At 45.2% G+C, this 24261-nt stretch carries 21 protein-coding genes and 1 pseudogene; 12 read left to right on the forward strand and 10 right to left on the reverse strand.

Annotated features, from left to right (window positions below):
- Positions 1 to 83: 83 nt before the first annotated feature.
- Positions 84 to 947, forward strand: coding sequence for a nuclear transport factor 2 family protein (locus ITG10_RS18920; RefSeq protein WP_017632011.1), 864 nt, complete (start codon positions 84 to 86; stop codon positions 945 to 947).
- Positions 948 to 1275: 328 nt separating this feature from the next.
- Positions 1276 to 1500 (forward strand): hypothetical protein, encoded by a 225-nt coding sequence (locus ITG10_RS18925; RefSeq protein WP_076650547.1) that lies wholly within the window; start codon positions 1276 to 1278, stop codon positions 1498 to 1500.
- Positions 1501 to 1562: 62 nt separating this feature from the next.
- On the opposite strand, the gene ITG10_RS18930 is transcribed toward ITG10_RS18925, so the two are convergent.
- A complete protein-coding gene (locus ITG10_RS18930) occupies positions 1563 to 1733 on the reverse strand; it encodes a hypothetical protein (RefSeq protein ID WP_017632012.1) in 171 nt (56 codons plus the stop codon).
- A 278-nt stretch (positions 1734 to 2011) separates the two neighbouring features.
- Between ITG10_RS18930 and ITG10_RS18935 the strand changes: the two genes are divergently transcribed.
- Positions 2012 to 2500, forward strand: coding sequence for an Lrp/AsnC ligand binding domain-containing protein (locus tag ITG10_RS18935; protein ID WP_004732526.1), 489 nt, complete (start codon positions 2012 to 2014; stop codon positions 2498 to 2500).
- 116 nt (positions 2501 to 2616) lie between these two features.
- Here the strand turns inward: ITG10_RS18935 and ITG10_RS18940 are convergent, their stop codons facing one another.
- Positions 2617 to 3324, reverse strand: a complete 708-nt coding sequence (locus tag ITG10_RS18940) for a hypothetical protein (protein ID WP_017632013.1) — start codon at positions 3322 to 3324, stop codon at positions 2617 to 2619.
- Between the two features lie 286 nt (positions 3325 to 3610).
- The gene (locus ITG10_RS18945) at positions 3611 to 5461 is read right to left on the reverse strand and encodes an ABC transporter ATP-binding protein (RefSeq protein ID WP_017632014.1); all 1851 of its coding nucleotides are present in this window, start codon (positions 5459 to 5461) and stop codon (positions 3611 to 3613) included.
- Positions 5462 to 6058: 597 nt separating this feature from the next.
- On the opposite strand from ITG10_RS18945, the gene ITG10_RS18950 reads away from it, so the two are divergent.
- Entirely contained in the window at positions 6059 to 7033 is a 975-nt protein-coding gene (locus ITG10_RS18950; RefSeq protein ID WP_017632015.1) for an arginine deiminase-related protein, read from the forward strand.
- Between the two features lie 105 nt (positions 7034 to 7138).
- On the opposite strand, the gene ITG10_RS18955 is transcribed toward ITG10_RS18950, so the two are convergent.
- The 5 genes and pseudogenes from ITG10_RS18955 to ITG10_RS18975 form a co-directional block, all read right to left on the reverse strand.
- On the reverse strand, positions 7139 to 7771 hold the full coding sequence (locus tag ITG10_RS18955; protein ID WP_017632016.1) for an acetyltransferase: 633 nt from the start codon (positions 7769 to 7771) through the stop codon (positions 7139 to 7141).
- Between the two features lie 133 nt (positions 7772 to 7904).
- Complete coding sequence (locus ITG10_RS18960) at positions 7905 to 8744, reverse strand: AraC family transcriptional regulator (RefSeq protein WP_017632017.1); 840 nt, start codon at positions 8742 to 8744, stop codon at positions 7905 to 7907.
- Between the two features lie 186 nt (positions 8745 to 8930).
- Positions 8931 to 9759: pseudogene (locus ITG10_RS18965) on the reverse strand (GNAT family N-acetyltransferase).
- Positions 9760 to 9963: 204 nt separating this feature from the next.
- Positions 9964 to 11586, reverse strand: coding sequence for a phosphoethanolamine--lipid A transferase (locus ITG10_RS18970; protein WP_248387070.1), 1623 nt, complete (start codon positions 11584 to 11586; stop codon positions 9964 to 9966).
- Positions 11587 to 11817: 231 nt separating this feature from the next.
- Positions 11818 to 12387: a porin family protein gene (locus ITG10_RS18975; RefSeq protein WP_017632018.1), complete on the reverse strand. Its 570-nt coding sequence runs from the start codon at positions 12385 to 12387 to the stop codon at positions 11818 to 11820.
- Positions 12388 to 12578: 191 nt separating this feature from the next.
- Between ITG10_RS18975 and ITG10_RS18980 the strand changes: the two genes are divergently transcribed.
- Positions 12579 to 13118: a hydrolase gene (locus tag ITG10_RS18980; protein ID WP_017632019.1), complete on the forward strand. Its 540-nt coding sequence runs from the start codon at positions 12579 to 12581 to the stop codon at positions 13116 to 13118.
- Between the two features lie 53 nt (positions 13119 to 13171).
- Positions 13172 to 13714, forward strand: a complete 543-nt coding sequence (locus ITG10_RS18985; RefSeq protein ID WP_017632020.1) for an AAA family ATPase — start codon at positions 13172 to 13174, stop codon at positions 13712 to 13714.
- A gap of 122 nt (positions 13715 to 13836) precedes the next feature.
- Here ITG10_RS18985 and ITG10_RS18990 read toward each other — a convergent pair whose 3' ends face one another.
- Together ITG10_RS18990 and ITG10_RS18995 are read right to left on the reverse strand one after the other, a co-directional pair.
- Positions 13837 to 14700 (reverse strand): MurR/RpiR family transcriptional regulator, encoded by an 864-nt coding sequence (locus ITG10_RS18990; protein ID WP_017632021.1) that lies wholly within the window; start codon positions 14698 to 14700, stop codon positions 13837 to 13839.
- An 89-nt stretch (positions 14701 to 14789) separates the two neighbouring features.
- On the reverse strand, positions 14790 to 16064 hold the full coding sequence (locus tag ITG10_RS18995) for an amino acid deaminase (protein WP_017632022.1): 1275 nt from the start codon (positions 16062 to 16064) through the stop codon (positions 14790 to 14792).
- Between the two features lie 176 nt (positions 16065 to 16240).
- On the opposite strand from ITG10_RS18995, the gene ITG10_RS19000 reads away from it, so the two are divergent.
- The 6 genes from ITG10_RS19000 (at position 16241) to ITG10_RS19025 (ending at position 24184) form a co-directional block, all read left to right on the forward strand.
- Positions 16241 to 17674, forward strand: a complete 1434-nt coding sequence (locus tag ITG10_RS19000) for a D-aminoacylase (RefSeq protein WP_017632023.1) — start codon at positions 16241 to 16243, stop codon at positions 17672 to 17674.
- 121 nt (positions 17675 to 17795) lie between these two features.
- On the forward strand, positions 17796 to 18188 hold the full coding sequence (locus ITG10_RS19005) for a RidA family protein (RefSeq protein ID WP_017065166.1): 393 nt from the start codon (positions 17796 to 17798) through the stop codon (positions 18186 to 18188).
- A gap of 206 nt (positions 18189 to 18394) precedes the next feature.
- Positions 18395 to 19909: a sodium:solute symporter family protein gene (locus ITG10_RS19010; protein WP_017632024.1), complete on the forward strand. Its 1515-nt coding sequence runs from the start codon at positions 18395 to 18397 to the stop codon at positions 19907 to 19909.
- Positions 19910 to 19999: 90 nt separating this feature from the next.
- Positions 20000 to 20947, forward strand: coding sequence for a sugar kinase (locus tag ITG10_RS19015; protein WP_248387071.1), 948 nt, complete (start codon positions 20000 to 20002; stop codon positions 20945 to 20947).
- A gap of 20 nt (positions 20948 to 20967) precedes the next feature.
- On the forward strand, positions 20968 to 21597 hold the full coding sequence (locus ITG10_RS19020; protein WP_017065169.1) for a bifunctional 4-hydroxy-2-oxoglutarate aldolase/2-dehydro-3-deoxy-phosphogluconate aldolase: 630 nt from the start codon (positions 20968 to 20970) through the stop codon (positions 21595 to 21597).
- Between the two features lie 136 nt (positions 21598 to 21733).
- On the forward strand, positions 21734 to 24184 hold the full coding sequence (locus tag ITG10_RS19025) for a family 20 glycosylhydrolase (protein WP_017632026.1): 2451 nt from the start codon (positions 21734 to 21736) through the stop codon (positions 24182 to 24184).
- Positions 24185 to 24261: the final 77 nt, after the last annotated feature.

Genomic DNA, 24261 nt, shown 5'->3' on the forward strand with positions numbered 1-24261 from the left:
ACCATTTTTCTGCCTAAATACACTCTGCCGCGAGCCTCTCTCGTTGACTAATATAGTTTCCAAGCCAACGAGAGGACTTAATAATGAAAACAATAACCAACACATTCAAATCAACACTACTAACTGCTGGCGTACTTGCTGCTTCTGTTGTTAGCGGCTCTGTGGCTGCTCAAGAGCTGTCTATTCAAGAGAAAGGCGTCGCAGTCATTTCAAGTATTGAAACGGGCGATGCAAAAGCGGTGAGCTACATTAACCCTGAGAAGTACATCCAACATAATCTAGCGGTCGGTGATGGCTTAGCTGGTTTTGGTGAAGTTCTACAAATGCTCCCAGAAGGTTCTGCAAAGGCACAAGTTAAGCGCTCATTTCAAGACGGTGACTTCGTAGTAACACACACTGAATACAACTTCTTCGGCCCTAAAGTCGGCTTCGATGTATTCCGTTTTGAAGATGGACTGATTGTAGAACACTGGGATAACTTACAAGAAATTGCTAAGCCAAACGCAAGTGGTCGCACTCAATTAGACGGTACGACTAAAGTCGTAGATCTCGAGAAAACGGATCAAAATAAACAGCTTGTCGGTGGCTTTGTTAAAGACATCTTGATCAGCGGTGACATGTCGAAGATTAATCAGTACATCGATAACGAAGACAGCGCTTACCTTCAGCACAACCCAGGTGTGGCCGATGGTCTAAGCGGTTTAGGTGAAGCTTTGGGTGCGCTAGCGGAAGCAGGAATGCCAATGGTTTATACCGCTAACCATAAGATCTTAGGCCAAGGTAACTTTGTGCTGTCGATCAGCGAAGGCCAGTTTATGAATAACCACGTAGCATTTTATGATCTATTCCGCGTTGATAATGGCAAGATTGTGGAGCATTGGGACACCATTGAAACCATTCCTGCACGTTCAGAGTGGAAAAATGACAATGGTAAATTTGGCTTCTAAGTTTGAGTTAAGTTGAACCAGAAATGACGTTATAAAGCGGTGCTTTCATTATGGAGGTGCCGTTTTGTTTGCGTGGAAGTTTGCTGGTGGATCGAGCTGAAGAGGTGTCTTTATGGGGTTTTACAATGTAAATCGAAAGCGAAGGATCTTGAGCGAGAAATGAAAGATCTGCCTTGTTGATGGCGTTTGATGTCAAAAAATAAAATAGAAAAGTGGCTATTTTTTGAACTTGGCGCTCACTTTTGTCATTAGCTCGGTGAATTGTGGAACCGAATTGGACATGATGTGTCAATTGTCAGTAACCACTAAAGACCTATAGGACAAAGGTATGCCTGATCTCTATTGCAAAGGATGTAAAAAAACAACACTACATAAGTCTATAATGAAACGTTGTGAATCAGAGCCCGAGACAGCGTCTGGCCGTATGATGCAATGGACGTCAAAGCTATTTAGTGGAAACCTGTACTACGATATGGAAACTCAGCACTTCTGCCGCACGTGCAATTGCCGTTGCGAAACTGGAAGTACTGTTCCCCAAGTTGGCTTAGCCTAAATAATAGTAAGTGCTTACTAACTTGATTCAAAAAACCTCCGTGTTAGGAGGTTTTTACGTTTCTAGGCTGCCTTAAGTGCAAGCTCAGTTTCAATGGCATTGCCATCAACTTTCACTTCCCATCCATAGTTTGAGTATTCACTTGCTAGTGCTTGAGCAACATCTTTTGAAACCGTTACGTGCGTCCATGAACCAATGCCGTAAGGTTTATATGCGAGTTCTTGCGTTTTCATAATAGAGTCATCCTTTCTCTTTGATAATTCTATTATTCACTTTGCCATATATCCTTTCTTTCGTTTCTGGCTCAACTTATTTGTTTATCGGGTCATTTCTATAATAATTTGTTAATAACTAGAGTTTGATTTATAAGGGTTGTTATCGATTTGTATGAATTTATATTTGGTGTGAATATCACTTGTGCATTTAGTTTTTAAATGTGTGAGCGGGGTTTTCTTCGATTGTTCTTAGTATGGAATATACTGAGCCGAATTTAGAATGTTTAAGGAATGTTATGTCTCAGCATCAACTTGATCGTATCGATAAAGAGATACTAAGAATTCTGCACATGAAAGGGCGTTTACCCGTGGTTGAGTTGGCCAAGCAGGTTAACCTAACGACATCCCCTTGCTCTGATAGACTCAAGCGATTGGAAAAAGAGGGCTACATAACGGGCTACCATGCTGAGCTGTGTTCAGAAAAGTTGGGACTCGATGTTCAAGTCTTTATCCACATTCGTCTCGATCAGACCAGCTTTTCGATTTTTGATAAGTTTGCCCAAGCCGTTGAAATGATGCCCGAGGTGGAAGAGTGTTATTCGCTGTCGGGAGACTTCGACACCATGATCAAGGTTCGAGTGAAAGACATGAAGGCATACCAAGCGTTTATGGCCACCAAGCTGGGTACGCTGCCTGGCGTGATTCAGACCCGCAGTGAAGTAGTGATTGAAGAGCATAAAAAGGGCTTTGGTGTTAACCCTGAGTTGTTGGCAACCTTAAAATAGGGCACAGGTTTTACTTCAAGCGTGTTGTTTAGATATAAAAAATGGAAGCTAATGAGCTTCCATTTTTTGTTGAGTGCCAGGAAAGGCAATCAGATAAATTGTTGTTGGTAAACCGATTACAGCGTAATTGCCGCTGAGATCAAGCCAATCACACCACCGAATACACCGCCCCAAACCACAAGCCAGCCAAGGTGCTTCTTGATCATGGTTTGAACCATCTCTTTCACAAGCTTCGGTGTCAGTTCATTCAAACGTTGATCGATGATCGCTTCAATGTTCTCTTTGATTTCGTCCATCATCGCCGGAGATTCTAGCTCTTCCTTGATGACATTTTTTACCGAATCGCTTTTGCTGATTTCAATCACAGATTCTTGCATCTTTTCAACAAACGGCGCTTTCATTGGCTCTAGCGCTTCTGTACCGCCAAACATTGCCAACATACCACCAAATTGAGAGTTCTCGATGACATGAACCAGTGAATCGAATGCAGGGTTAAAGTCGATCTTCTTAATCACAGGCTCTAGGTTCAGTGATTGGCCGCCAGACATCTCGCTGCTTAGGAAGCGGTCGATGTTACTTTCAGTAAAGAACTGTTCCATCATCAATTGTTTGATGGCCGCTTTGAACTCTTCAAAGCGTGCTGGAATAACGCCTGAACCGTATAGGCCAGGTATTTTCTCGAACAACATGTGAATCGCAAGCCAGTTGGTGATGGCACCAGAAAATGCGAATAGGCCTGCATAAAGCAAGTATTGGTTTGCTGTCGCATAGCCGCCAGCAAGCAGCGCTAACGCGATAACGTTAGTTAAGACACTTTTGTTCATGGTTGATCTCTAGAAAGAATACTGCGCGCATTTTAAGAAAAAAACGCCAAGAAAAAAACAAAAGGATCGATGAAGTTTACGTAACAGGTGGGAAAGATTGCTGATCTAGGGGCATAAGAAAGGCTAGCCTCCCCCCGAAGTCTAGCCTTATTCCAGAACGCGCAAGCGAGGCGTTTTTGGTGTTAACGTCATTATATAATTACGACATAACATTCTGCTACGTGTAATTTACCGTTAATTAACAAATTGGTGTGAATTACGCCGCACTTTTCAAATAGCACAAAAATTAATCGTTCGTTGCCTGCTCAAGATCATCCGCAATGAAGCCACCGGTTTGGTGATTCCACAGCTGTGCGTAGATACCATTCTGGTTAATTAGCTCTTGGTGCGTACCTTCTTCGACGATATTGCCTTCATCAAGCACGATCAGGCGGTCCATCGCAGCAATGGTCGATAGGCGGTGTGCAATCGCGATAACCGTTTTGCCTTCCATTAGCTCAATCAAGCTCTCTTGGATTGCCGCTTCTACCTCAGAATCGAGGGCAGACGTCGCTTCATCTAGAACCAATAGCGGCGCATTTTTCAAAAGAACACGTGAGATAGCGACACGTTGACGCTGACCACCAGAAAGCTTAACGCCACGCTCACCTACTTGAGCATCGTAACCAATGTTGCCAAATGGGTCGGTTAGGGTTTCGATAAACTCATGTGCGTGAGCCTGTTTGGTGGCTGCGTAAACTTCTTCATCGGATGCTTCAGGTCGACCGTAAAGAATGTTGTCTTTGATCGAACGGTGCAACAGTGAAGTATCTTGGGTGACCATACCGATGTTGCTGCGCAGCGAGTCTTGCGTCACTGTTGAGATCTCTTGATCGTCAATCAGGATGCGACCGCTTTCTACGTCGTGGAAACGCAGTAGCAAGTTAACCAAGGTTGATTTCCCCGCACCTGAACGGCCGACTAAGCCCACTTTTTCACCCGGCTTAATGTTGAGATTAAGGTTGTTGATCACGCCCTTGTTCTCGCCGTAGTTAAAGCTAACGTTGTCGAAGTTGATGCCGCCCTGTGGAACCTTAAGTGGCTCAGCGTCTTTCTTGTCTTCGATAGCGATTGGCTTCGACAGCGTTTTAATGCCATCAATCACAGTACCTAGGTTTTCAAACAGACCACCGATTTCCCACATGATCCATTTCGACATGCCGTTAATACGTAGAGCCAAGCTCACTGCAATCGCAATTGCCCCCACGGTGATTGCGCTATCTAGCCATAGGTAGATAGAAATACCAGCAATGCTGAACACCAATAGATAGTTAGCGAACTCAACACAGATGTTGAAGCCAGTTACCAAGCGCATTTGACGGTGCACAGTATCAAGGAAGCCTTCCATACCTTCTTCGGCGTATTCGGTTTCTCTTTTACTGTGTGAGAACAGTTTCACCGTCGCGATGTTGGTGTAGCTATCGACAATACGGCCTGTCATTAACGAACGCGCATCGGCTTGTTCTGATGATACGTCTTTCAGCTTTGGTACGAAGTGCAGCTGGATACCGATATAAACGAACAACCAAATCAGCATCGGAGCCATCAAACGCCAATCTGATTCTGCAAGCATAAATAGCATCGCCGTGAAGTAAACCGTCACGTAAACAAACACATCAACCATTTTGGTTACGGTTTCACGCACTGCGAGCGATGTTTGCATCACTTTAGTCGCGACACGTCCGGCAAAATCATCTTGATAGAACGACAAGCTTTGCTTCAAAAGATAGCGGTGCGCCAACCAACGAATCGACATTGGGTAGTTGCCCAACAAGGTTTGGTGAAGCAAAAGCGAGTAAACACTGATCAATATCGGCATCACGACCAATAACAGAACACCAAGCCCCATTAGTGTGGATTGGTTATCTGCTAAGAAGGTTTCTGGGTTGCTGGTTGATAGCCAATCAACCAGTTGGCCCATGTAACCGAACAACGCGACTTCGATGATCGCGATGGTCATGCTCATTAGGCCGAGCAAGATTAACGGTTTTTCAAAACCTCGAGTGTAATGGCGGCAGAATGCCAGTATTCCAGTAGGAGGTTGTATCGGCTCTCCCTTTGGAAAGGCTTCAGTAAAGCCTTCAAATTTTTTGTACATAGATTTCCCTTTATAACGAATGCATCTATTAGCAACTGCATCGTCTGTGTAGCTTTGTTTTTATAGGTTCGGTTTGAAATTTGCCGTCTTAGCTTGAAATTATATAAGCGCCAATTCGTTCTTATAAGCATTAAGCCATTCGATGGATTTTGGTTTAAGCGTTTGGTTGAAAACTTGGCTCACGAGTTCGTTTAACACTAATACGTTGTTTAAGCGATGTCGCAGGAAAGGTCCAAAGCGTGTCTTTCATGACGCGTATTTTAGATTGAATCGGACAGGAAAAGTTAAGCTTATTTCAAACGTAATTGATTGTTATGCAACGGTGATAATCCTAACGCTAAATGGATTAAATTGTAACCTAAACCCGCAGCAAGCTAGAGAATGAAGCTCGGATATTTATTCAGCAAATTCTGTATCTCATATGCAAACTGTTGGTTCTTTCTGATGTGCTGTTATCTTGCAGTAAAAATTACCGAATAAACTGAGTTTTGCAGGAATTGTTTGGGATAAATATTCAAATCATTATTCTTTTCAGTGAATCTTGTTGTAACAAGTTGTTTACAATTCTGAGGTAATTAAAAGATAGGGACGGTTGAGATGTTAAACCTACACAAAAAATCACTTCACATTACTAATGTTCAAAACGCCAATTGCGTTGTTATGGTGCCGCCAAAAGAATTTAAATTTAATGAAGAAACGGCACAAGATAATGAGTTTCAGAACAGAGTTAATCTGACCGAAGCTGAAGTAAAATTAGAAACCATGTCCGAATTTAAGACGATGGTCGCTTCGTTGCGTAAAGAAGGTGTGCAAGTTGTAGAGTTTGATTACCCAGAACTTGGCGTGGAAACGCCAGATGCGGTCTTCCCTAATAACTGGTTTAGCACCTGCGGTGATGGAAGCTTATTTACGTTCCCTATGGCGTGTGAAAACCGTCAAAATGAAGTGAAGCCAAGTGCCCTTATTGAAGCGCTCGAAGCGTCTGGTCGCATTGTAAATCACAGTGAGTCTCTAGAGTCTTACATTGCTCAAGGTTCTTATCTAGAGAGCACGGGTGTGATGGTGATCGACCACATTAATAAGACCATCTACGCGGCGCTTTCTCAGCGTTGTGACCGTGAAGTACTAGAAGACTATGCAAAGCGCATTGGTTATTCTCGCGTGGTGTCATTCCAAACAGCACTGCCGTCTGGTCAGCCGATTTACCACACCAATGTGATGATGGCGATTGGTGATAACTTCTGCGTGATCTGTGATGAAGTGATCCCAGAATTTGAACGCCGTTTTGTGGTGAAGTCGCTTGCTAAAGATAAGCAGGTTATCTCTATCTCAATTGATCAGATGAACCGATTCTGTGGCAACATCCTACAACTGGAAACCGTGAATGGCGACAAGGTGATTGCGATGTCTCAATCGGCTTACGATGCGTTCTCTCCAGCTCAGTTAGCGCAACTTTCGACACACGGTAAGCTGCTACCATTTAACGTGAAAACGATTGAAGACATTGGTGGTGGTTCGGTGCGATGCATGTTGGGTGAGGTGTTTTTACCAACACGAGTGAATCGTCTGTAACCAGCACTCACTTTCAGATATGAATTTTTGAATACCACTCTTATCGCAGAGTGGTATTTTTGTATTGGTCTATTTTGTCTCGGTTTATCAGAAGTAAGAAAACAGCTATGAAGCGCTCTTGAAAGCCCTGTGTTCGATGAACTGAGTTGAGAGTGCTACTACTTCCTTAGAGTACACCAGCGCCGTGTGATTGAGCTTGAGGGCGCAGGTGTCTGTTGCGCCTCGCAGGTTCGCGTCTTCAAGCGTCACCGTGCCATCACCTGGGTTTCTGCCCAATACAATGCGCCCTACACCAGCGTCATAGGTGCCGGTAATCACGCCAATCGGTACATCAATATCATAATCACCCAAGCCATCACTTAAGATCATCTTGCTCGAACCAAAGATAAAGCCAAGACCATGATTCGACAACGTTTTAGCGATAGTCGCGCCATTGTGTGGAGTCCCTGCGGTAATGATGCAGGTGTCGGCAAAGTCGGGTTGGTAAAACTTAAAGTAGTGACGAATCAGCAAGCCACCGAGCGAGTGACCAAAGAAATAAACCTCATCGTGTTCATCAAAGCGTGCATTCACGAATCGATTTAGGCGTTTAGCAGCAGAAGGGAAACGCAGTGAGTTGTAGGCAAACTTGTGGGTTTGAAAGCCGCGCTTTTTGAAATTTCTATCCAGATATTGCATGATCAACGCAGGCATATATAGACCATGAATTAAAACTATATGTTTGTTTTTATTATTCATTTTCGTCCTCCGTCTGATGGTGCCTCCAGTATATTTAGTCGCAAATCTAAACTCAATAAAACTTGCGGCTAATGGGACACAGCAGACAGAGTATTCACTGTAGAAAGAATGTGCGTTATAGATAAAGAATGAGTTATTCCGATCTCACTCCACCATACACATCTATGGTTAAGCCACCTTCTTTGGCATAGGTGTTCGGCGTTAGGCCAATGGTTTTCTTAAGGTATCGAATCAGGTGTGGCTGGTCGCTAAATCCAAACTGATAGGCGACATCTATCCAATCAATGTCATCAAAATTTCGCTTATAAAGGTATTCCAACATCGCTTCGAGTTTGTTCATCGACTGACACTGCTTTAATGTTAGTCCGGTCACCTTGTTGAAGCTTCGTTCTAAGGTGCGCTGTGAGCAAAACAGCTTGTCGCCGAGCTCTGCAATTGGTGTTGTACCTAGTAGTTCTAACACCTTGCGGGTGAGTTCGCTGTGCCTGTCTGTTTTTGCTGTCGATAACCAAGGCAGCAGCAATTCATCTAACTGCTGACAACAGGTTTCAAAGTTGGTTTGAGCGAGGTTAATGAGCGACATGGCATCGGCATTTGGGTTGCTTAATAAACTAACGAGATCGATAGGGTTAACTCGATCTAGGCTCGGGTGTGGGCTGTCTGGAAACTTTAACGAGTACAAGGCGCCAACATGGAACTTGATACCCAAATGAATAAACGGTTTTGAGTGGTCCAGTTCAATCGCTCTATGGTGTGGCAGCAGCAAATGACAGCCAATGCCTTGATCGACCTGTTGCTCTATCGTGTAGTGATAAGGCTGGTCGCTTGGAGACAGAATCAAATGCGCTGAAGGGTCAGGGTTGAGCTTAGGAAACTGATGAGTTTGAGCGTCGGGCGTCTTCTCGATCAGCCAATAGCAATCAATGTACTGAGCAACAACAGAGGATTTCGGAGACTGTAACCAATTGATCATTCGACATTCTATTTGAGGTTAGCGTTGTAATAACTATATGTGTCTATCGTTGAGGAAGATAGTTTTGTCTATGAAATCGATAGCCACCAAAAACTAAACCCATAACAGTTGGATGTATAAAGTCACTGTTATGGGCTTTATTTAGTTGGCTTCGTTCGGGCGCGAGCAAGTCGTTAGGGTCGAACCCTAATCAAAATCGAACTGTAGGATTCGGTTTTTCGATGACAAACCTGCACGAGCGATCGCTTTCTGCGCGCCAATATTGCTGCTTTCTGTTGAACACATCGCTTCCAAACCTTGGCTGCTGGCGTGCTGTGTTAGAAAGTTCAGCACGCGCGTTGCTAACCCTTTTCCACGTTCTGCTTGCGTGACAAGCATGCCTAAGTCTGCAAACTGCGTTTGGTGCTCATCGAACTTTCGGCACTCTCCCGTTGCAAGAACGCTTTCATTTTCCCAGTAACCCCAAAGCTCTTGGCGAGCAATTAAATTGCTGTAGTAGTCAGTTAGCCACTCTTTCGGTGCGCCAATCGCTGATGAAGCAAATTCCACAAGCTTATCGAGTTGCTCTTGTGTCGCGAGCGTCATTTTTAATACCTTCAATACGACCTGAATGACGGCTAGCGTCGCTTTCTTGGTTTTGGCGGTACATCATCGCATTCACTTTGAATGACTCAGTATTGTCCATGCACAGTGTCAAGTATTGCGGCTCTGCGCTGCTGACGAATGCGCCTTTCACCTCACCAATCACAGAACTGTTGTTTTCGATGATCAAGGTGAACAAGTCGGCAATGTTCGCGCTTGCGGTTGGTGCTAGGAAGAACTGAAGTAAATAGCCTTCACCATTTAACACGCAGTAACCCACAAGTATGTCGTTCTCGTAAAAGCCGTAGTGGTCTGACATTGGCACAAAGCCGAAGTGCCACATGCCATCGAGTGGGGCGGTTGAATCTGCAAAGTAAGCCGTTTTAAGTTCGCTTAAGTCGCTCAGTGTTGTGATTTTTTTGATGTCTAACATCGCTTGAATTCCTATTGTTTCGATTCAGTAGAGTGCGTGGTAGACATCGTACTTTTATTGGATGTGCCACGTTTCAATGCCCGCAAGTGTAGGTGAACACTGTAGGGAGGTATTGAACAAAAACGACAGTTTTGGATAGGTCAAAAAAGGGGACTCATAAACGAGTCCCCTTTAAATCAAGCATGTGCGCCTAATGCGTTGCAGTTAACGACACGGTGCGAAGATGTCTTGGTTTTTTCGATACTCTTTGGTTTGAACGTCCATTAAACCAAGCAAAGAGTCGAACAGGTTATCGTGTGAAAAGCTCTGCTCTTTTCCTGCTTTACGCAAGCACGTGTCACTGATGCCTTTCTCTGCAGCAAAGCCGTCCGACATCCAAAAGATCAGTGGAACGTGGGTTTGTTCCTTTGGTGCTAGAGAGTAAGGCATGCCGTGTAAGTAGACGCCATTTTCTCCCAGAGATTCGCCGTGATCGGATACATACATCAACGCCACGTTGTATTTGTCGGTCAGTTTCTCAAGCTTTTGCATCGCCTGTGAGAGGAAGAAATCCGTGTACAAGATAGTGTTGTCGTAGGTGTTAACCACTTCCTCTTTGCTACAGTTTTCAATATCGGCGCGAGCGCAATCAGGTGTGAACTTCTTATGTTCTTCTGGATAGCGCTCAAAGTAAGTAGGGCCATGAGATCCGGCAATATGATAGAAAATGATGCTATCTTGGCTGAGATCTTGAGTATCTTGCACGAAGTTCTCTAACATCGCTGTGTCGTAGCACACATCGTTATTACACAACGGGTCGCTGTCTTTGGCGACGAGAGTCATCTCTTTGATTCGGTGTGCGACCGCCTTGTCTCCACCATCATGTTCTCGCCAGATAGAGTGAATGCCCGCGCGGTTCATGATGTCGACCACGTTATCTTGGTTGTAAGCTTTGTCTCGGTCGTAGTTGCTGCGATTCATGTTCGAGAACATACACGGCACAGAAACCGCAGTGGCTGTTCCGCACGACTGAACATCAGAGAAAAATATCGGGTTGTAAGGCTGGGTGTGAGCGTTCGTTTCTCTCTCATAGCCATGATATTGGTAGTTATACGCGCGCGCGGTCTCACCAAGCACAAACACCAGTAAGGTCGGTTTGGTTGCTGCTTTGGCTTGCGGTGTTTGCTTCGCATCTAATCCTAGCTCTTGATAGGGGGTAGGCTCTTTGATGTAGGTGTTATTGATGTATTTGACTGCGGATGACACATATTCGGTTGGGATGATCATCTTTTTTATGTGCGAGTTATTGCGACCAATCGAAACATAATCTTTGTAAAACAGCCCTGCAATTATCGCGATAACAATCAATGAAGAGAGTAATCCAATCGACTTCCAGACAAAGAAATCTTTCCATGACTCTCGCTTAAGTTCAGTAAACAGTAATATCAGTGACGGGACAATCCCCATCGTGAATAACCATAAGATGGAATGGGTACTTACATAGCTTGCTGCTTCGCCGCTATTGGTTTCGAAGACGTTCTCTATCATCCCATAGTCGACATAGATGCCGTAATTGAACATGCTGTAGCTGACGAGTGTTGAGGTGATGAGCAAGAAGATAAAAAATGGCTTGGAGAATATCGGCCAATTGAAGACTTGGAAGATAAAATTGAAGGCAGCAAGGAAGAAGATAGGGATAGATATAAGAAACGCAACGCTTTCTGACTTAGATGCCTGAACTATACTAAACAGCTCTTGGGAGAGAGGGATGTTGATGACAAGCAGATAATACACAGCCAATACAAAGGGCAGCTTGTTTATCGACATGTTTAAGCTTGGTAGATTCATAGGTTTGTTTTCCTGCGTCTCTTATCCCTTTATTTTAGTCTCGCTACCAAGAAAGCTCTAATATCAACGCATAAAGCTCAATTGGGCGGTGATGAGCGATAACTGGTTAAAGTGAAATGACGCGATAGGCGTGTAGAAACAAAAAATTCACTTTACTGAGTGACCTTCATGACAAGGTGGAACAGCAAAGTGAATTAGTATGTTCAGCTTATTCTATGTAGTTCAATCACATTAGAAGTTGTATGAACCGCCGAAGCTAATGCTGTTGAAGGCAAGTGTTTTGTCTTCTTTATACAAACCGTAGTCGTTCTCTACGCTTACTGCGTCTGCTTGCGAAATTAGACGAAGTGTTAGGTGTTCAACCGGAGTGTATTCAACACCAACACCAAAGTGGAAACCTGTACCGCTGTCATCAGCGTAACCAGCACTCTTATTTGCATTTAGGTCAACAGAGCTTAAACCTGCTAATACGAATGGGCGGATTGTGTTGTCAAATGTGTAACCAAGATTTGCTGACAAAGAAATAGACGTTGGAGACAGTTTTGCAGCGCCTTTTTTGTAGTCTGCGTAGTCGTTGTAGCCAAGTTCAACACCTACGATACGGTTGAACTGGTAGCCGCCGTATAGGTTGTAGCCCATACCGTCTGAATCTAAACTACCTTGACCATCTGTATCAGAATCTTGGTATACGCCAAGGCCGCCACCAATGTATGCGCCGCCGTCAGTACCTGCTGCTAAAGCTGGAAGAGAAACTGCGCTGATCAAGCCCAGTGCTAATGCAGATTTTGTTATCTTGTTCATTTTCTTACTCACTTTTTAATGTCATGCCAGTATCAATTATTTTTGTTTTGCGACCTTTCGACCGTTGATGACCATTATTCCGTAGTCTTGTATGTATTACTGTATGGCTTTGTAAGCTGAATCATTACATAGTAGAAAACATACACATCAGATTGCGTAAGTAATCAGGCTGCCCAAAACAAGGAGTAAACATGCTAACGAAACAAAAGACAGGTTTGGTGGTTGTGGATGTTCAGGGCAAGCTCGCGCGCCTTGTTGATGAGAGTGAGACACTGATTGCTAACTGTGGAAAGCTGATTGAGGGAGCGCAGGTTTTAGGTCTTCCTGTTGTGAGCTTGGAGCAGAACCCAGATAAGTTGGGGCCTACCGTTAGCGAGCTGAATGACCTATTGAGTGATGTTAAGCCGATACCAAAATTTACGTTCAACGCGTGTAACGAGCCCAAGTTTGTTGAGGCAGTGCAAGCCAAGGATGTGGATACGTGGTTGGTGTGTGGCATTGAGGCTCATATTTGTGTCTATCAAACCGCAATGGGTTTGTTGGAGCTTGGGTACAAGGTTCAAGTAGTTGGTGACTGCATTAGTTCACGAACAGCATTGAATAAGAAATTGGCTATCAGACGATTGCGGGACGCTGGTGTTCAGATTACGGGATTAGAAATGAGCTTATACGAGCTAGTTAAAGATTGTCGCGCACCCGAATTTAAGTCCATTCTATCCTTGATTCGTTAGCTTGGGTTTCGTTAAGGTTCGATTCGTTATTTTCCCCCTTTGAAGAGGTTCATTTGAATAACCTAATTGTATTTACTGGTGGGCCGGGATCGGGCAAAACCTCGGTCATCGACGCTTTGAAAAGCCAAGGCTATCGCTGCGCACCAGAGGTTGGGCGTAAAGTGATTCAGCATCAAGTTGAGCAACAAGGTAGCGCCTTACCATGGTTAGATAAAGTGGCTTTTCGTGATGAGATGGTGCGAGAAGAGTTAGCAAATTACCAAGCATTTGAGGCAAGTGAGCAACTCGTTTTCTTTGATAGAAGCATTGTGGATTCATACGGTTACAGCTTGTTAGAAACGTTACCTGTTCCAGAATCCTTGCTGAGTAGCTGTAATGAGATCGCATACAACGCCAAGGTATTTATCTTCCCGCCATGGGATTCGATTTTCATCAATGACCAAGAGCGTAAACAAGATTTCGATGAAGCGATCGCTACTTACGAAAAAATGGCGGCAGCCTATACCCAGTTTGGTTATCAGCTGGTGGAAGTGCCTAAGTTACCTGTTGAGGAACGAGTCGCGTTCATTTTAACTTCAATTGACTCAGACGAGTGACTTCCGACAAAATCACAATTACAAAAGCCCCGCAGTATCGACTCGATTGAGTGAAGACTGCGGGGCTTTTTAATTCAGATTCTATTTTGATGTAGCTACGAGACGCTTAGTTTCGGTTACGTTTAATCACCGAGAGGTTGTCGGTCGCCGCCACCCCGGTAGGAGTCTAAAGCAACCTTCAAGCGGCGCAGCTTATCGCGCGAGCGGTTCTTGTGATTGACCGCCATACCCATCGAAAGCACATCTACTAACGCCAGCATTGCGTAGCGAGATGCTGATGGCTTGTAGATGAAGTCGGTTTCCATGTGTTTGATTGGCAAAACAATATTGGCAATCTTTGCCAGAGGCGTGTCTTGCGGGGTAATCGCGATGATCTTAAGCCCATACTGCTTCGCTAACTCGGCCGTTTCGGTGATCACTGGCGTAAAGCCTGTCGCGGAAATCATCACCATTACATCATTGGCATCTGCCGTAGCTGCAACCATGCGTGACATTAAGCCATCGTTGTACGACACCACTGGGTAACCTAAACGAAACAGTCTGTGTTGCAGCTCTTGAGAGGCGATGGTTGAGCCGCCACCCATACCGATCGCGATGATCTGTCTGGCGTTGTGCAGCCAACTCACTGCAGTTTCAACGTCTTGCTCTTTGAATAGAGTGCGGTTGATGTCTAGGCTCTGCTTGATCGATTCGTAGATACCTTGATAGCCCGTTTGGTTTACCGGTTCAAGAATAAAGCGCTGGCCGACGGTTAGGGTTTGAGCAAGCTTGATTTTCATATCACGCACGTTGTTACAACCGATCGCCTTAGCAAAACGGGTAATCGTGGCTTCACTGACTTGAGCACCTTCAGCAAGCTCTGTGATACTGGCATTGGCTGCAAAATCAATGTCGTCCATGATCAGCTTAGCGACTTTTTTCTCTGCATCACGAAGAGCGGGAAAACGCTCGGTTATCTGTGAAATGATATCTACTTCTAAACTCAAGAATCCTGATCCTTTGTTGATGGGGCTAAGGCTTAGCCCCGTTAGTATATCTGATTGCTTCGCTGATTCTAGCTTATTGAAAAATAGAGCTAGAAGCAGGTCTCTACCCAGTTTGTGACCTGATAGTCCTCATCGCTGATGGCAATGTAGCGCCATTTGTCGAAGGTTAAACATGGGTGTGAGGTTGAAAACGCAATCATGTCGCCCACTTCAATCTCAGCAGAACCGTCCGTTTCAACAAAGGTGTGCTGATCCATTACCGCGGTAGCAGTCAGACCTTTCACAGAGATAGCTTCACCATTGCGATAGCCGCGCTCGGCAATAGGTAAACCTGCATCGAAGGCCACATCACGCTTACCTAGCCCGATCACCAGTTTGGTTGGCTCCGGACGAGAGATAACATACGCCCACACCTCAAGTGCCGATTCTAAATCACCACCTAATTCACACGCGTAACCTTGGTTTACTTGGGCACGTTGCAACACCTTGCTTTGGGCATCTAAGTAGATCCCAGTATCGTGAATGGCATAGCAGCCTGGGCGGATAATCGCTAAATAATCCGTTAGGTTCGCCAGGCATTCTGCCACTACGTCATACCAAGCCGAGCCTGCGCCTGTGATGATAGGCTGGCCTGTAATTAAGCCATCTGATGCAAGGCTTTCGACCGAAGTGAGCGCTTGGTTTAAGAAGGTACGAATGTCTTGCTCGGCATTGTCGCCATGAATCACACCCTCGTATACCTCAATACCCGCTAGCGAAAGCGCAGGCGAATCTTGGATAGTTTGCGCTAGCTCTAGAACTTCTTGAGGTGAACGACAACCACAACGGCCACCCGGAACACCAAACTCGATTAGAACTTTTAGCGTCTGCTTTTTGTTGGAGAAATACTGGTTGAGTTGCTGCACGTTGACTGACGAATCCACACAGCAATAGAAATCAACGTCGAACTCACTAATAAGCTGTTCGATGATCGCCATGTTGGTTTTACCTACCAATTGGTTAGCCATGATGATTCTTTTTGCGCCTGCCATTGCTGCAATTTCTGCTTGTGCAGGTGTCGCAACCGTAATTCCCCAAGCGCCATTTTCTAGCTGTTGACGGAAGAAGTCAGGTGTCATCGATGTTTTGCCGTGTGGCGACAATTTAACCTGGTGATGATCGGCGAACGATTGCATCCAATTCAGGTTATTGGTCAACGCTGATTGTTTGATAATTGCTACCGGAAGCGAAATGTCTTCATCAATCAATCGATAAATACCGTTCTCAGATTGTGATATTGCTCTCCCTTTTTGGCCTTTTTTAGTCAAGATGAAACTATCTTTTTGATACTTTATAACATCTTTTTGTGCAGGGTTATGTTTCATTGCTGATTCCTAACATGATTTAAGTTGTTGTTATTTAATGTTTAAATATATCTGTAATGTGTTTTGTGATAGAAACTATCACACAAATTAAAATATTATGTGTGTTTTGTCACTGAAAATAATCGGCTGGATTTCTAATATAGCTCCATCAACAAAGTGGATTGAGAGAGTGAGAAATGTTGTTCGATACGATAATTAAAAATGTAGAGGTGTTTGATGGCACCGGCGAACAATCGTTTTGTGCCGATGTAGCAATCCGAGATGGAAAAATCGCCGAAATTGGCAAAATCGATCATGAAGATTGTAGCCAGTTGGTTGAGGGAGCAGGCTTAGCATTGGCTCCTGGATTCATCGATGTACACACACACGACGATACCAATGTAATTCGTTACCCAGACTGTCTACCTAAGATTAGCCAAGGCGTGACAACCGTGATTGTTGGCAACTGTGGCATCAGCGCATCGCCAACGGTTTTGGCGGGCGATCCACCAGACCCAATGAATCTATTAGGCGCGCAGGCTGATTTCAAATACCCAACCTTTGCCGCGTATGCACAAGCCGTAGAGCAAGCGCAACCAGCGGTGAACGTCGCAGCGTTAGTTGGCCACACCACACTGCGTAACCAAGTGATGGATGACCTACAACGCACCGCAAGCGAAGAAGAAATTGCAGCAATGCAAAGCAACCTTGATTTAGCGATGGAGCAGGGTGCATTGGGTTTGAGTTCAGGTTTGGCTTACGCCAGCGCGAAACAAGCCAACGCCAATGAAGTGATGCAGTTAGCGAAAGTGCTGTCTAGTCATGGCGGCATCTATACCACGCATATGCGTACAGAATTCGAAGAGATCTTAAGCGCGATGGAAGAGGCGTTTGAGACCGGGCAATACGCGAAAGTACCCGTTGTTATCTCTCACCTTAAATGTGCAGGTGCGGGTAACTGGGGCAGAACCGTTGAAGTGCTTGATTTGATGGATAAGGTTTCAGAGCACCAAGATGTGTCTTGCGACTGCTACCCATATTCAGCGAGCTCTTCGACGTTAGATCTGAAACAGGTGACAGACGATTTCGACATCTTCATCACTTGGTCTAAAGCAAAGCCAGAACATGCAGGCAAAACGCTTAAGCAGATTGCTGATGAGATGAACCTACCACTGATGGACGCAGCAAAAGCACTTCAACCAGCAGGTGCGGTTTATCACTGTATGGATGAGAACGACGTAAAGCGCGTATTGAAATACAAGCTGGCCATGGTTGGTTCTGATGGTTTACCGAATGATCCGCATCCACATCCAAGATTGTGGGGCACCTTCCCGAAAGTCTTAGGCCATTACTGCCGAGATGAAAAACTGTTCGCGCTGCCAGAAGCGATTCATAAAATGACCGGAATGTCTGCGAAGCGCTACAACCTCGCGGGAAGAGGTGAGATTCGCCAAGACGCATTTGCCGATTTAGTTCTATTTGATCCAAAGAATATTAAAGACACAGCAACATTTGAAAATCCTATTTCAGTTGCTGAGGGAATAGAAAGTGTATTTGTAAATGGTGAGTTAACTTACCAAAAAGGAAAAGTGAAAAATAATCGTTCAGGCGTTTTCATTTACCGTAATTAGAATTTAATTATTTTATTAAATATACAGTAATAAGAAAACGACGAATTAATTTAAATATATTGGAATAGAAACTGTTTTATCTATAAACCCAATATTATCTATAAAGAAGTGGAGTTAAAAAATGACTATTAAACGTTACGGTGTTGAAGGCGGTACAGGTACAGGCGGACAACATTTACCATTTGCACGCGCAACTGAAGCGGGTGGTTTCCTGTACGTTTCTGGCCAGACACCGATGACAGATGGTGAAGTGGTAGAGGGTGGCATTGTTGACCAGTCTCGCCTAGCGATCCAAAACTGTGTCGATATTATGACTGAAGCGGGCTACGGCCTAGAAGACGTAATGCACGTAAAGGTTGTGCTAACGGATTCTCGTTACTTCCAATCTTTTAATAAGGTATTCAAAGAGTTCTTTGGTGCTAACCCACCGGCTCGTATCTGCATGGTTTGCGACCTAGTTGTAGACGTGAAGGTTGAAGTAGATGTGACTTGCTACCGCGCGGATCGCGTTTAGTAATAACCTAATCACAATTACCTACTTAGAGAGTATTAGGGGTTAGTCATCCCTGTTATTATCCTTTAATACTCTCACCCTACATTTATAAAAATTACTTTAATTAAAATAGATAAAATCAATAAAGTAATTATATGAAATATAAAAATGAATGAATCATAAATAAAGTTCAAGAATGAACTCAATATTTCACTGAGAGGTGTCAAATGAACAGCACACTTTTTCTTACAGGCTTCGGCGTGTACGTATGTTTTTTAATTTGGTTAGGCTGGTTTGTCTCGCGTAATCAAAAATCTGGCGAAGATTTCTTATTAGGCGGCCGTGGCCTGCCATTATTCTTAGTACTTGGTACCACAGTTGCGACTATGGTCGGCACGGGTTCAAGTATGGGCGCGGTTGGCTTTGGCTACGCAAATGGTTGGGCGGGTGCTCTGTACGGAATTGGCGGTGCTATCGGCATCCTATTGCTTGCACTTTGGTTTGCTCCGGTTCGTAAACTGAACTTCATGACCATGAGTGAAGAGCTGGCTTACTATGTTGGCGCTAACCGAATCGTAAAAAACGTGGTTGGCCTACTTATCTTTATCGCGTCAATCGGTTGGTTAGGTGCGCACATTCTAGGTGGTGGCATGTACCTAGCGTGGATTGCAGACATCGACCTTAACCTTGCGAAAATCATTATTGCTGCAGCATTCACTATCTACGTGGTTATCGGTGGTTACACAGCGGTTGTGTGGACTGATACGATTCAAGCAATCATCCTTTTTGCTGGCTTCATCCTAATGGCGGTAATGTCTGTCGATCACATCGGTGGCATGGACAACCTTTACGCTGCGATGGACCCTGCTGCTACAAGCTTTTTAGCAATCGATAAACTGGGCATTCTGCCTGCTGTTTCTCTGGCTGTGGTTATCGGTGTGGGCGTACTTGCAACACCTTCATTCCGCCAACGCATCTATTCTGGTAAAGATGTTTCAACTATCCGTCGCTCATTCGTCGCTTCTGGTGTGTTGTACCTTTTCTTCTCAATTATTCCAGCAATCATTGGTATGGCTGCACACGCAATCGACCCATCATTGGATAACCCGAACTACTCGTTCCCATACGTAGCTGCAACGGTTCTTCCCGTCGGCGTAGGCATGATTGTTCTTATCGCTGGTCTATCTGCAACCATGTCGAGCGCAAGCTCAGATGCGATTGCCGGTGTATCTATCCTACTGCGTGATGTGTACGTGATGTTCACAGGCCGCGTACCAAACAAAGAATCAATGTTGAACTACTCTCGTCTAGCTTTGGTTGTGGTAATTGGCTTCGCATTGCTGTTCGCACTGACGTCAAACGACATCATTGGCTACATCACTAAGATGATTTCAACTGTTATGTCGGGCATGTTTGTGTGCGGTATGTTGGGCAAATTCTGGAAACGTTACAACTGGCAAGGTGCGCTTGCAACACTAGCGGGTGCTTCTGTAGCTTCATTCGTAGTAATGCTAAACGCTGACTACACAGCCTTCTGGGGCAACCCAGTTATCCCATCATGTCTGTTTGCTCTAACGGCAGGTGTGGTTGTGAGCCTAGTGACTCCGGCTAACCAAGTAACACCTGAAATGGCAAAAGCGATTCTTGATGACGAGCGCGCTCTGATGGAGATGGAAATGTCTGAGACTGGCGTACTTGAAGAAGAAGCGGCACCTCAACGTCCTGCAAATCAAACAAGCTAAACCTAGTATCCACAACTGGTTTGCTTAATTCAGACCCTGCTTAATGGCAGGGCCTTCTTCCCCATTTATCTCTCTATTTTAGGATCAGCTATGCCTGCATCTTCTCATTTCAATATTGCTTTCTTTGGCGAATGTATGGTCGAAATCAGCGGCTCTCCATTAACCAAAAAGTTTGGCGGTGACACACTTAATACCGCACTTTACCTTTCTCGTTTAACGCAACATCAAAACCTCTCTGTGCACTATGCGACAGGCCTTGGCAGTGATGAGCTGTCTCAAAATATGATTGATAGCTGGCAGCTAGAAGGTATTCAAACCAATTTCGTTGAACGTATTGCGAACAAGCTTCCTGGACTCTACATGGTCGAAACCGACGAGACAGGCGAGCGACATTTTCACTACTGGCGCAACGATGCAGCAGTAAAATCTTACTTTCAAGCTAGTGATCTGAATAAGCTCGAAATCGCGCTAACAGAGAAACAAGTCGACGCGGTTTATATCAGCGGTATCAGTATCGCGATTTTAGATGACGCCTCTCGTGAGCGCTTATTCAAAGCCATTAGCGTGTTCTCAAACCAAGGCGGCAAGGTGATTTTTGACAATAACTATCGCCCACAACTCTGGACGACTGAACAAGCTCAGCATTGGTACGCCAAGTTACTGCCATTGGTAGACATTGCACTGATCACCGAAGACGACGACTTGCTGGTCTGGGGCAATGCCGAGAGCGTTCAACAACGCTGCCTTCGCTTGGGTTGCCAAGAGATCGTTATCAAACGTGGCTGTGAGCCATGCAAAATTGTTCAAGTTGAACAAGGCGATGTTGTTGAGAGCTATGTATCAGCGACTCGTGTTTCTAACGTGGTCGACACCTGCGCTGCGGGCGATTCATTTGCCGCGGGTTATCTGGCGGCGCGCCTTACTGGTGAGAGCACTGCCGATGCAGCTGAACTTGGTCACCAACTGGCTTCTACCGTTATTCAATACTCAGGCGCGATCATCTCGGTAAGCGCTATGAATCACTTAATTAAAAAATAGAAAAATAAAGCGAAATTATTATGTCTCAAGAAATGATCAACACACTTAAGCAATTCAAAGTTATCCCTGTTATCCAAATCAACAAGGTGGAACATGCGATTCCACTAGCAAAAGTGTTAGTAGAAAACGGCCTGCCAGTAGCAGAAGTGACGTTCCGTACCGAAGCGGCAGCTGATTCGATTCGTGCGATGCGTGATGCTTACCCAGAGATGTGTATCGGTGCAGGTACCGTATTAACACCAGAGCAAATCGACCTTGCTAAAGAGGCGGGTAGTGAGTTCATCGTGGCACCAGGTCTGAACCCAAACACGGTTAAGCGTTGCCAAGAGATCGGTATGCCAATCGTTCCTGGCGTAAACAACCCAAGCCAAGTAGAGCAAGCGTTGGAGCTAGGCCTTAACTTCTTGAAATTCTTCCCTGCTGAAGCGTCTGGCGGCATCAATATGGTGAAATCTTTGCTTGCGCCTTACGTTGATGTGTCGCTAATGCCTACTGGCGGTATCGGCAAACACAACGTCAATGATTACTTAGCGGTCGATCGCGTGGTGTGCTGTGGTGGCACTTGGATGGTATCGCCAAAGATGATCGAGAACGAACAGTGGGATGAGATCGCGGTGTTGGTTCGTGAAGCGGTTGAGTTGGTTAGCTAGTCATAAGTTTGTGAGCTCATTCGTTTGTTAACAGGCGAATGAGCTCACGATAAACAACAGCAGTGGCTGAAGGTTCTGTTTTGTGAATTGCCTCCGATAAACAAAACAGAACCCCCGTTATATAGGAAAACTAATAATGAAAAAAACTATATTGTCTCTATTGATTTCAGGTTCAGTAGTGTCCCCAATGGCGTTAGCAATGGCTCCGAATACCGATCTAAATTTAATGCCGTATCCACAGACCGTCGAGCTACAAGCTGGGCAAGTTAAGGTTGACGGTAACTTCAAGGTTTACATCAAAGGCTTTAACTCTGATCGCGTTGAGTACACCGCAAAACGCTTTGTCGACCGCCTTGAGCGCCAAACTGGCGTACCGATTTTAAACTGGCAGGTTGATAGTGCAGACGAAGCGAACCTGATCATTGATATCGACGCGGCACCAAAGTCTGAAGTACAGAACATCGACTCTGTAGAGTCCTACAAGATTACCACTCAGGGTGAGCAAATCACGCTGAGCGCACCAAGCCCATATGGCGCTATCCACGGCATCGAAACCCTTTTACAGCTCGTCGAAACGACAGCGACTGGCTACCGTATTCCTGCCGTAACAATTGTCGATGAGCCTCGTTTCCGTTGGCGTGGTGTCTCTTATGATACCTCGCGTCATTTCATTGAATTCGATGTGCTGATTCGTCAGTTAGATGCGATGGCATCGGCGAAGATGAACGTTTTCCATTGGCACTTCTGGGACGACCAAGGTATTCGTATTCAAACGGAATCTTGGCCGCGTCTGTGGTCTGAAACTGCCGACGGTAACTACTACACCAAAGACCAAGTTCGTTACCTAGTCGAGTATGCTCGTAACCTTGGTATTCGTGTGATTCCTGAAGTCTCCTTGCCGGGTCACTCTTCTGCTGTGGCGCATGCTTACCCACACTTGATGTCGGGTGGTGAAGGTCAAAGCTACGAACAAGAACGTGGTTGGGGCGTATTTGAGCCACTGATGGATCCACTTAATCCTGAGCTCTATGAAATGCTGGGCGATGTGTTCGACGAAGTGACAGAACTATTCCCAGATGAGTACTTCCACATTGGTGGCGATGAGCCGAACTATGCGCAATGGAAAAACAGCGAAAAGCACCAAGAATTCATTGAAGAGAACAATATTGATGGTGAGCGCGGCCTGCAGTCTTACCTCAACGTAAAAGTTGAAAAGATGCTGGAAGAACGCGGCAAGAAGATGACGGGTTGGGATGAGATTTGGCATAAAGATCTGCCAACTTCTATCGTGATTCAGAGCTGGCAAGGACACGACAGCATTGGTCGTGCGGCGAAAGAGGGCTACCCAGGTATTCTGTCTACGGGTTATTACCTAGACCAACCTCAGCCAACCAGTTACCACTATCGTAATGATCCAATGCCAACTGGCATCACGGTTGACGACAAGCTTCACAGCGGTGAGAAGTTTGTGACTTACCAATGGCAAAAGCCTCGTTCTAAAGGCAGCCCACGTAAGGGAACACTGACTATCATTGAAGCGAAAGACGGTACTTTCCGCGCGTTCAGTGATTACAACGGCAAGTCTCGTGAAGAGATCTACATCCTTGATTATGTGCCGGGTAAAACCTTTGTTGGCCACTTCGATAACTTCATGTCGTACACCGAGTTCAACCTTAACCTCAATCCAAATGGGTTTGCGGAAGGCAGCTATCAGTTAATTGGTAACGTGCGCTGGCCAACCACAGGTGAAGTGATTGCGAGCAGCGATGTTGAAGGCAGCGTGATCCCTGAGCCAAATGGTGGTTACCCTGCGGAGCTAACCGACAAAGAAAAAGAGCTTATTTTAGGCGGCGAGATCACCATGTGGCTAGAGAACAAAGACAGCCTCACGGTAGAAAATTACTTATGGCCACGCAGCTATGCAATTGCAGAGCGTTTCTGGTCGGATGCTGAACTGACTGATGAACGAAGCATGTATAAGCGCATGAAAGCGATGGATACATGGTCGGAAGTGTCGGTTGGATTACGTCACCACGCCGATGCTGACATGTTGTTGAAGCGCATTGCAAAAGGCCAAGATATTCACGACCTGCGCGTGCTAGCGAAGTACACCGAGCCAGCACAGTATTATGCTCGTAACTGGGAGAAGTGGAATTCCACCGAACCTAAGGGCACCTTGTACAGCCAATACGAGCGCCTAAACCGCTTCGTGGATGCGCTGCCTGTGGAAAGCTACGCGGTGTATGAGATGCAAGACTTGGTCAACGAAGTGGCGACAGGCAATCAACAAGCGCTTGAGCAACTTGCAGATCATTATCAACAAGCAAAATCGGCTGCACTAGCAGCGGAAACTGTCTTTGCGGGTAGCGTATCTTCGGTAGAGACGGTTGTGGTTGCTGAGAAAACCGTCGAAGTTGCAGATTTAGCATTAACCTTAATTGCTAAAGCGCAAGCTGGCGAGAAGGTAAGAGAAGCCGATGTGAACGCTTATCAAGCGATTCTGTCTGATTCAGCGAAAATCTACGATGAATCGATCATCGCGATTGTGCGCCCAACAGAACTATTGTTGAAGCAGTTAGCTGAGTAAGTCGTTAACGGATTAGCTGATAAGTCACACGCCAATCAGTGAATCAAAACCGCCCTCTGTGGGCGGTTTTTTAGTTT

This window comes from Vibrio sp. ED004, assembly GCF_023206395.1.
GTDB lineage: Bacteria > Pseudomonadota > Gammaproteobacteria > Enterobacterales > Vibrionaceae > Vibrio.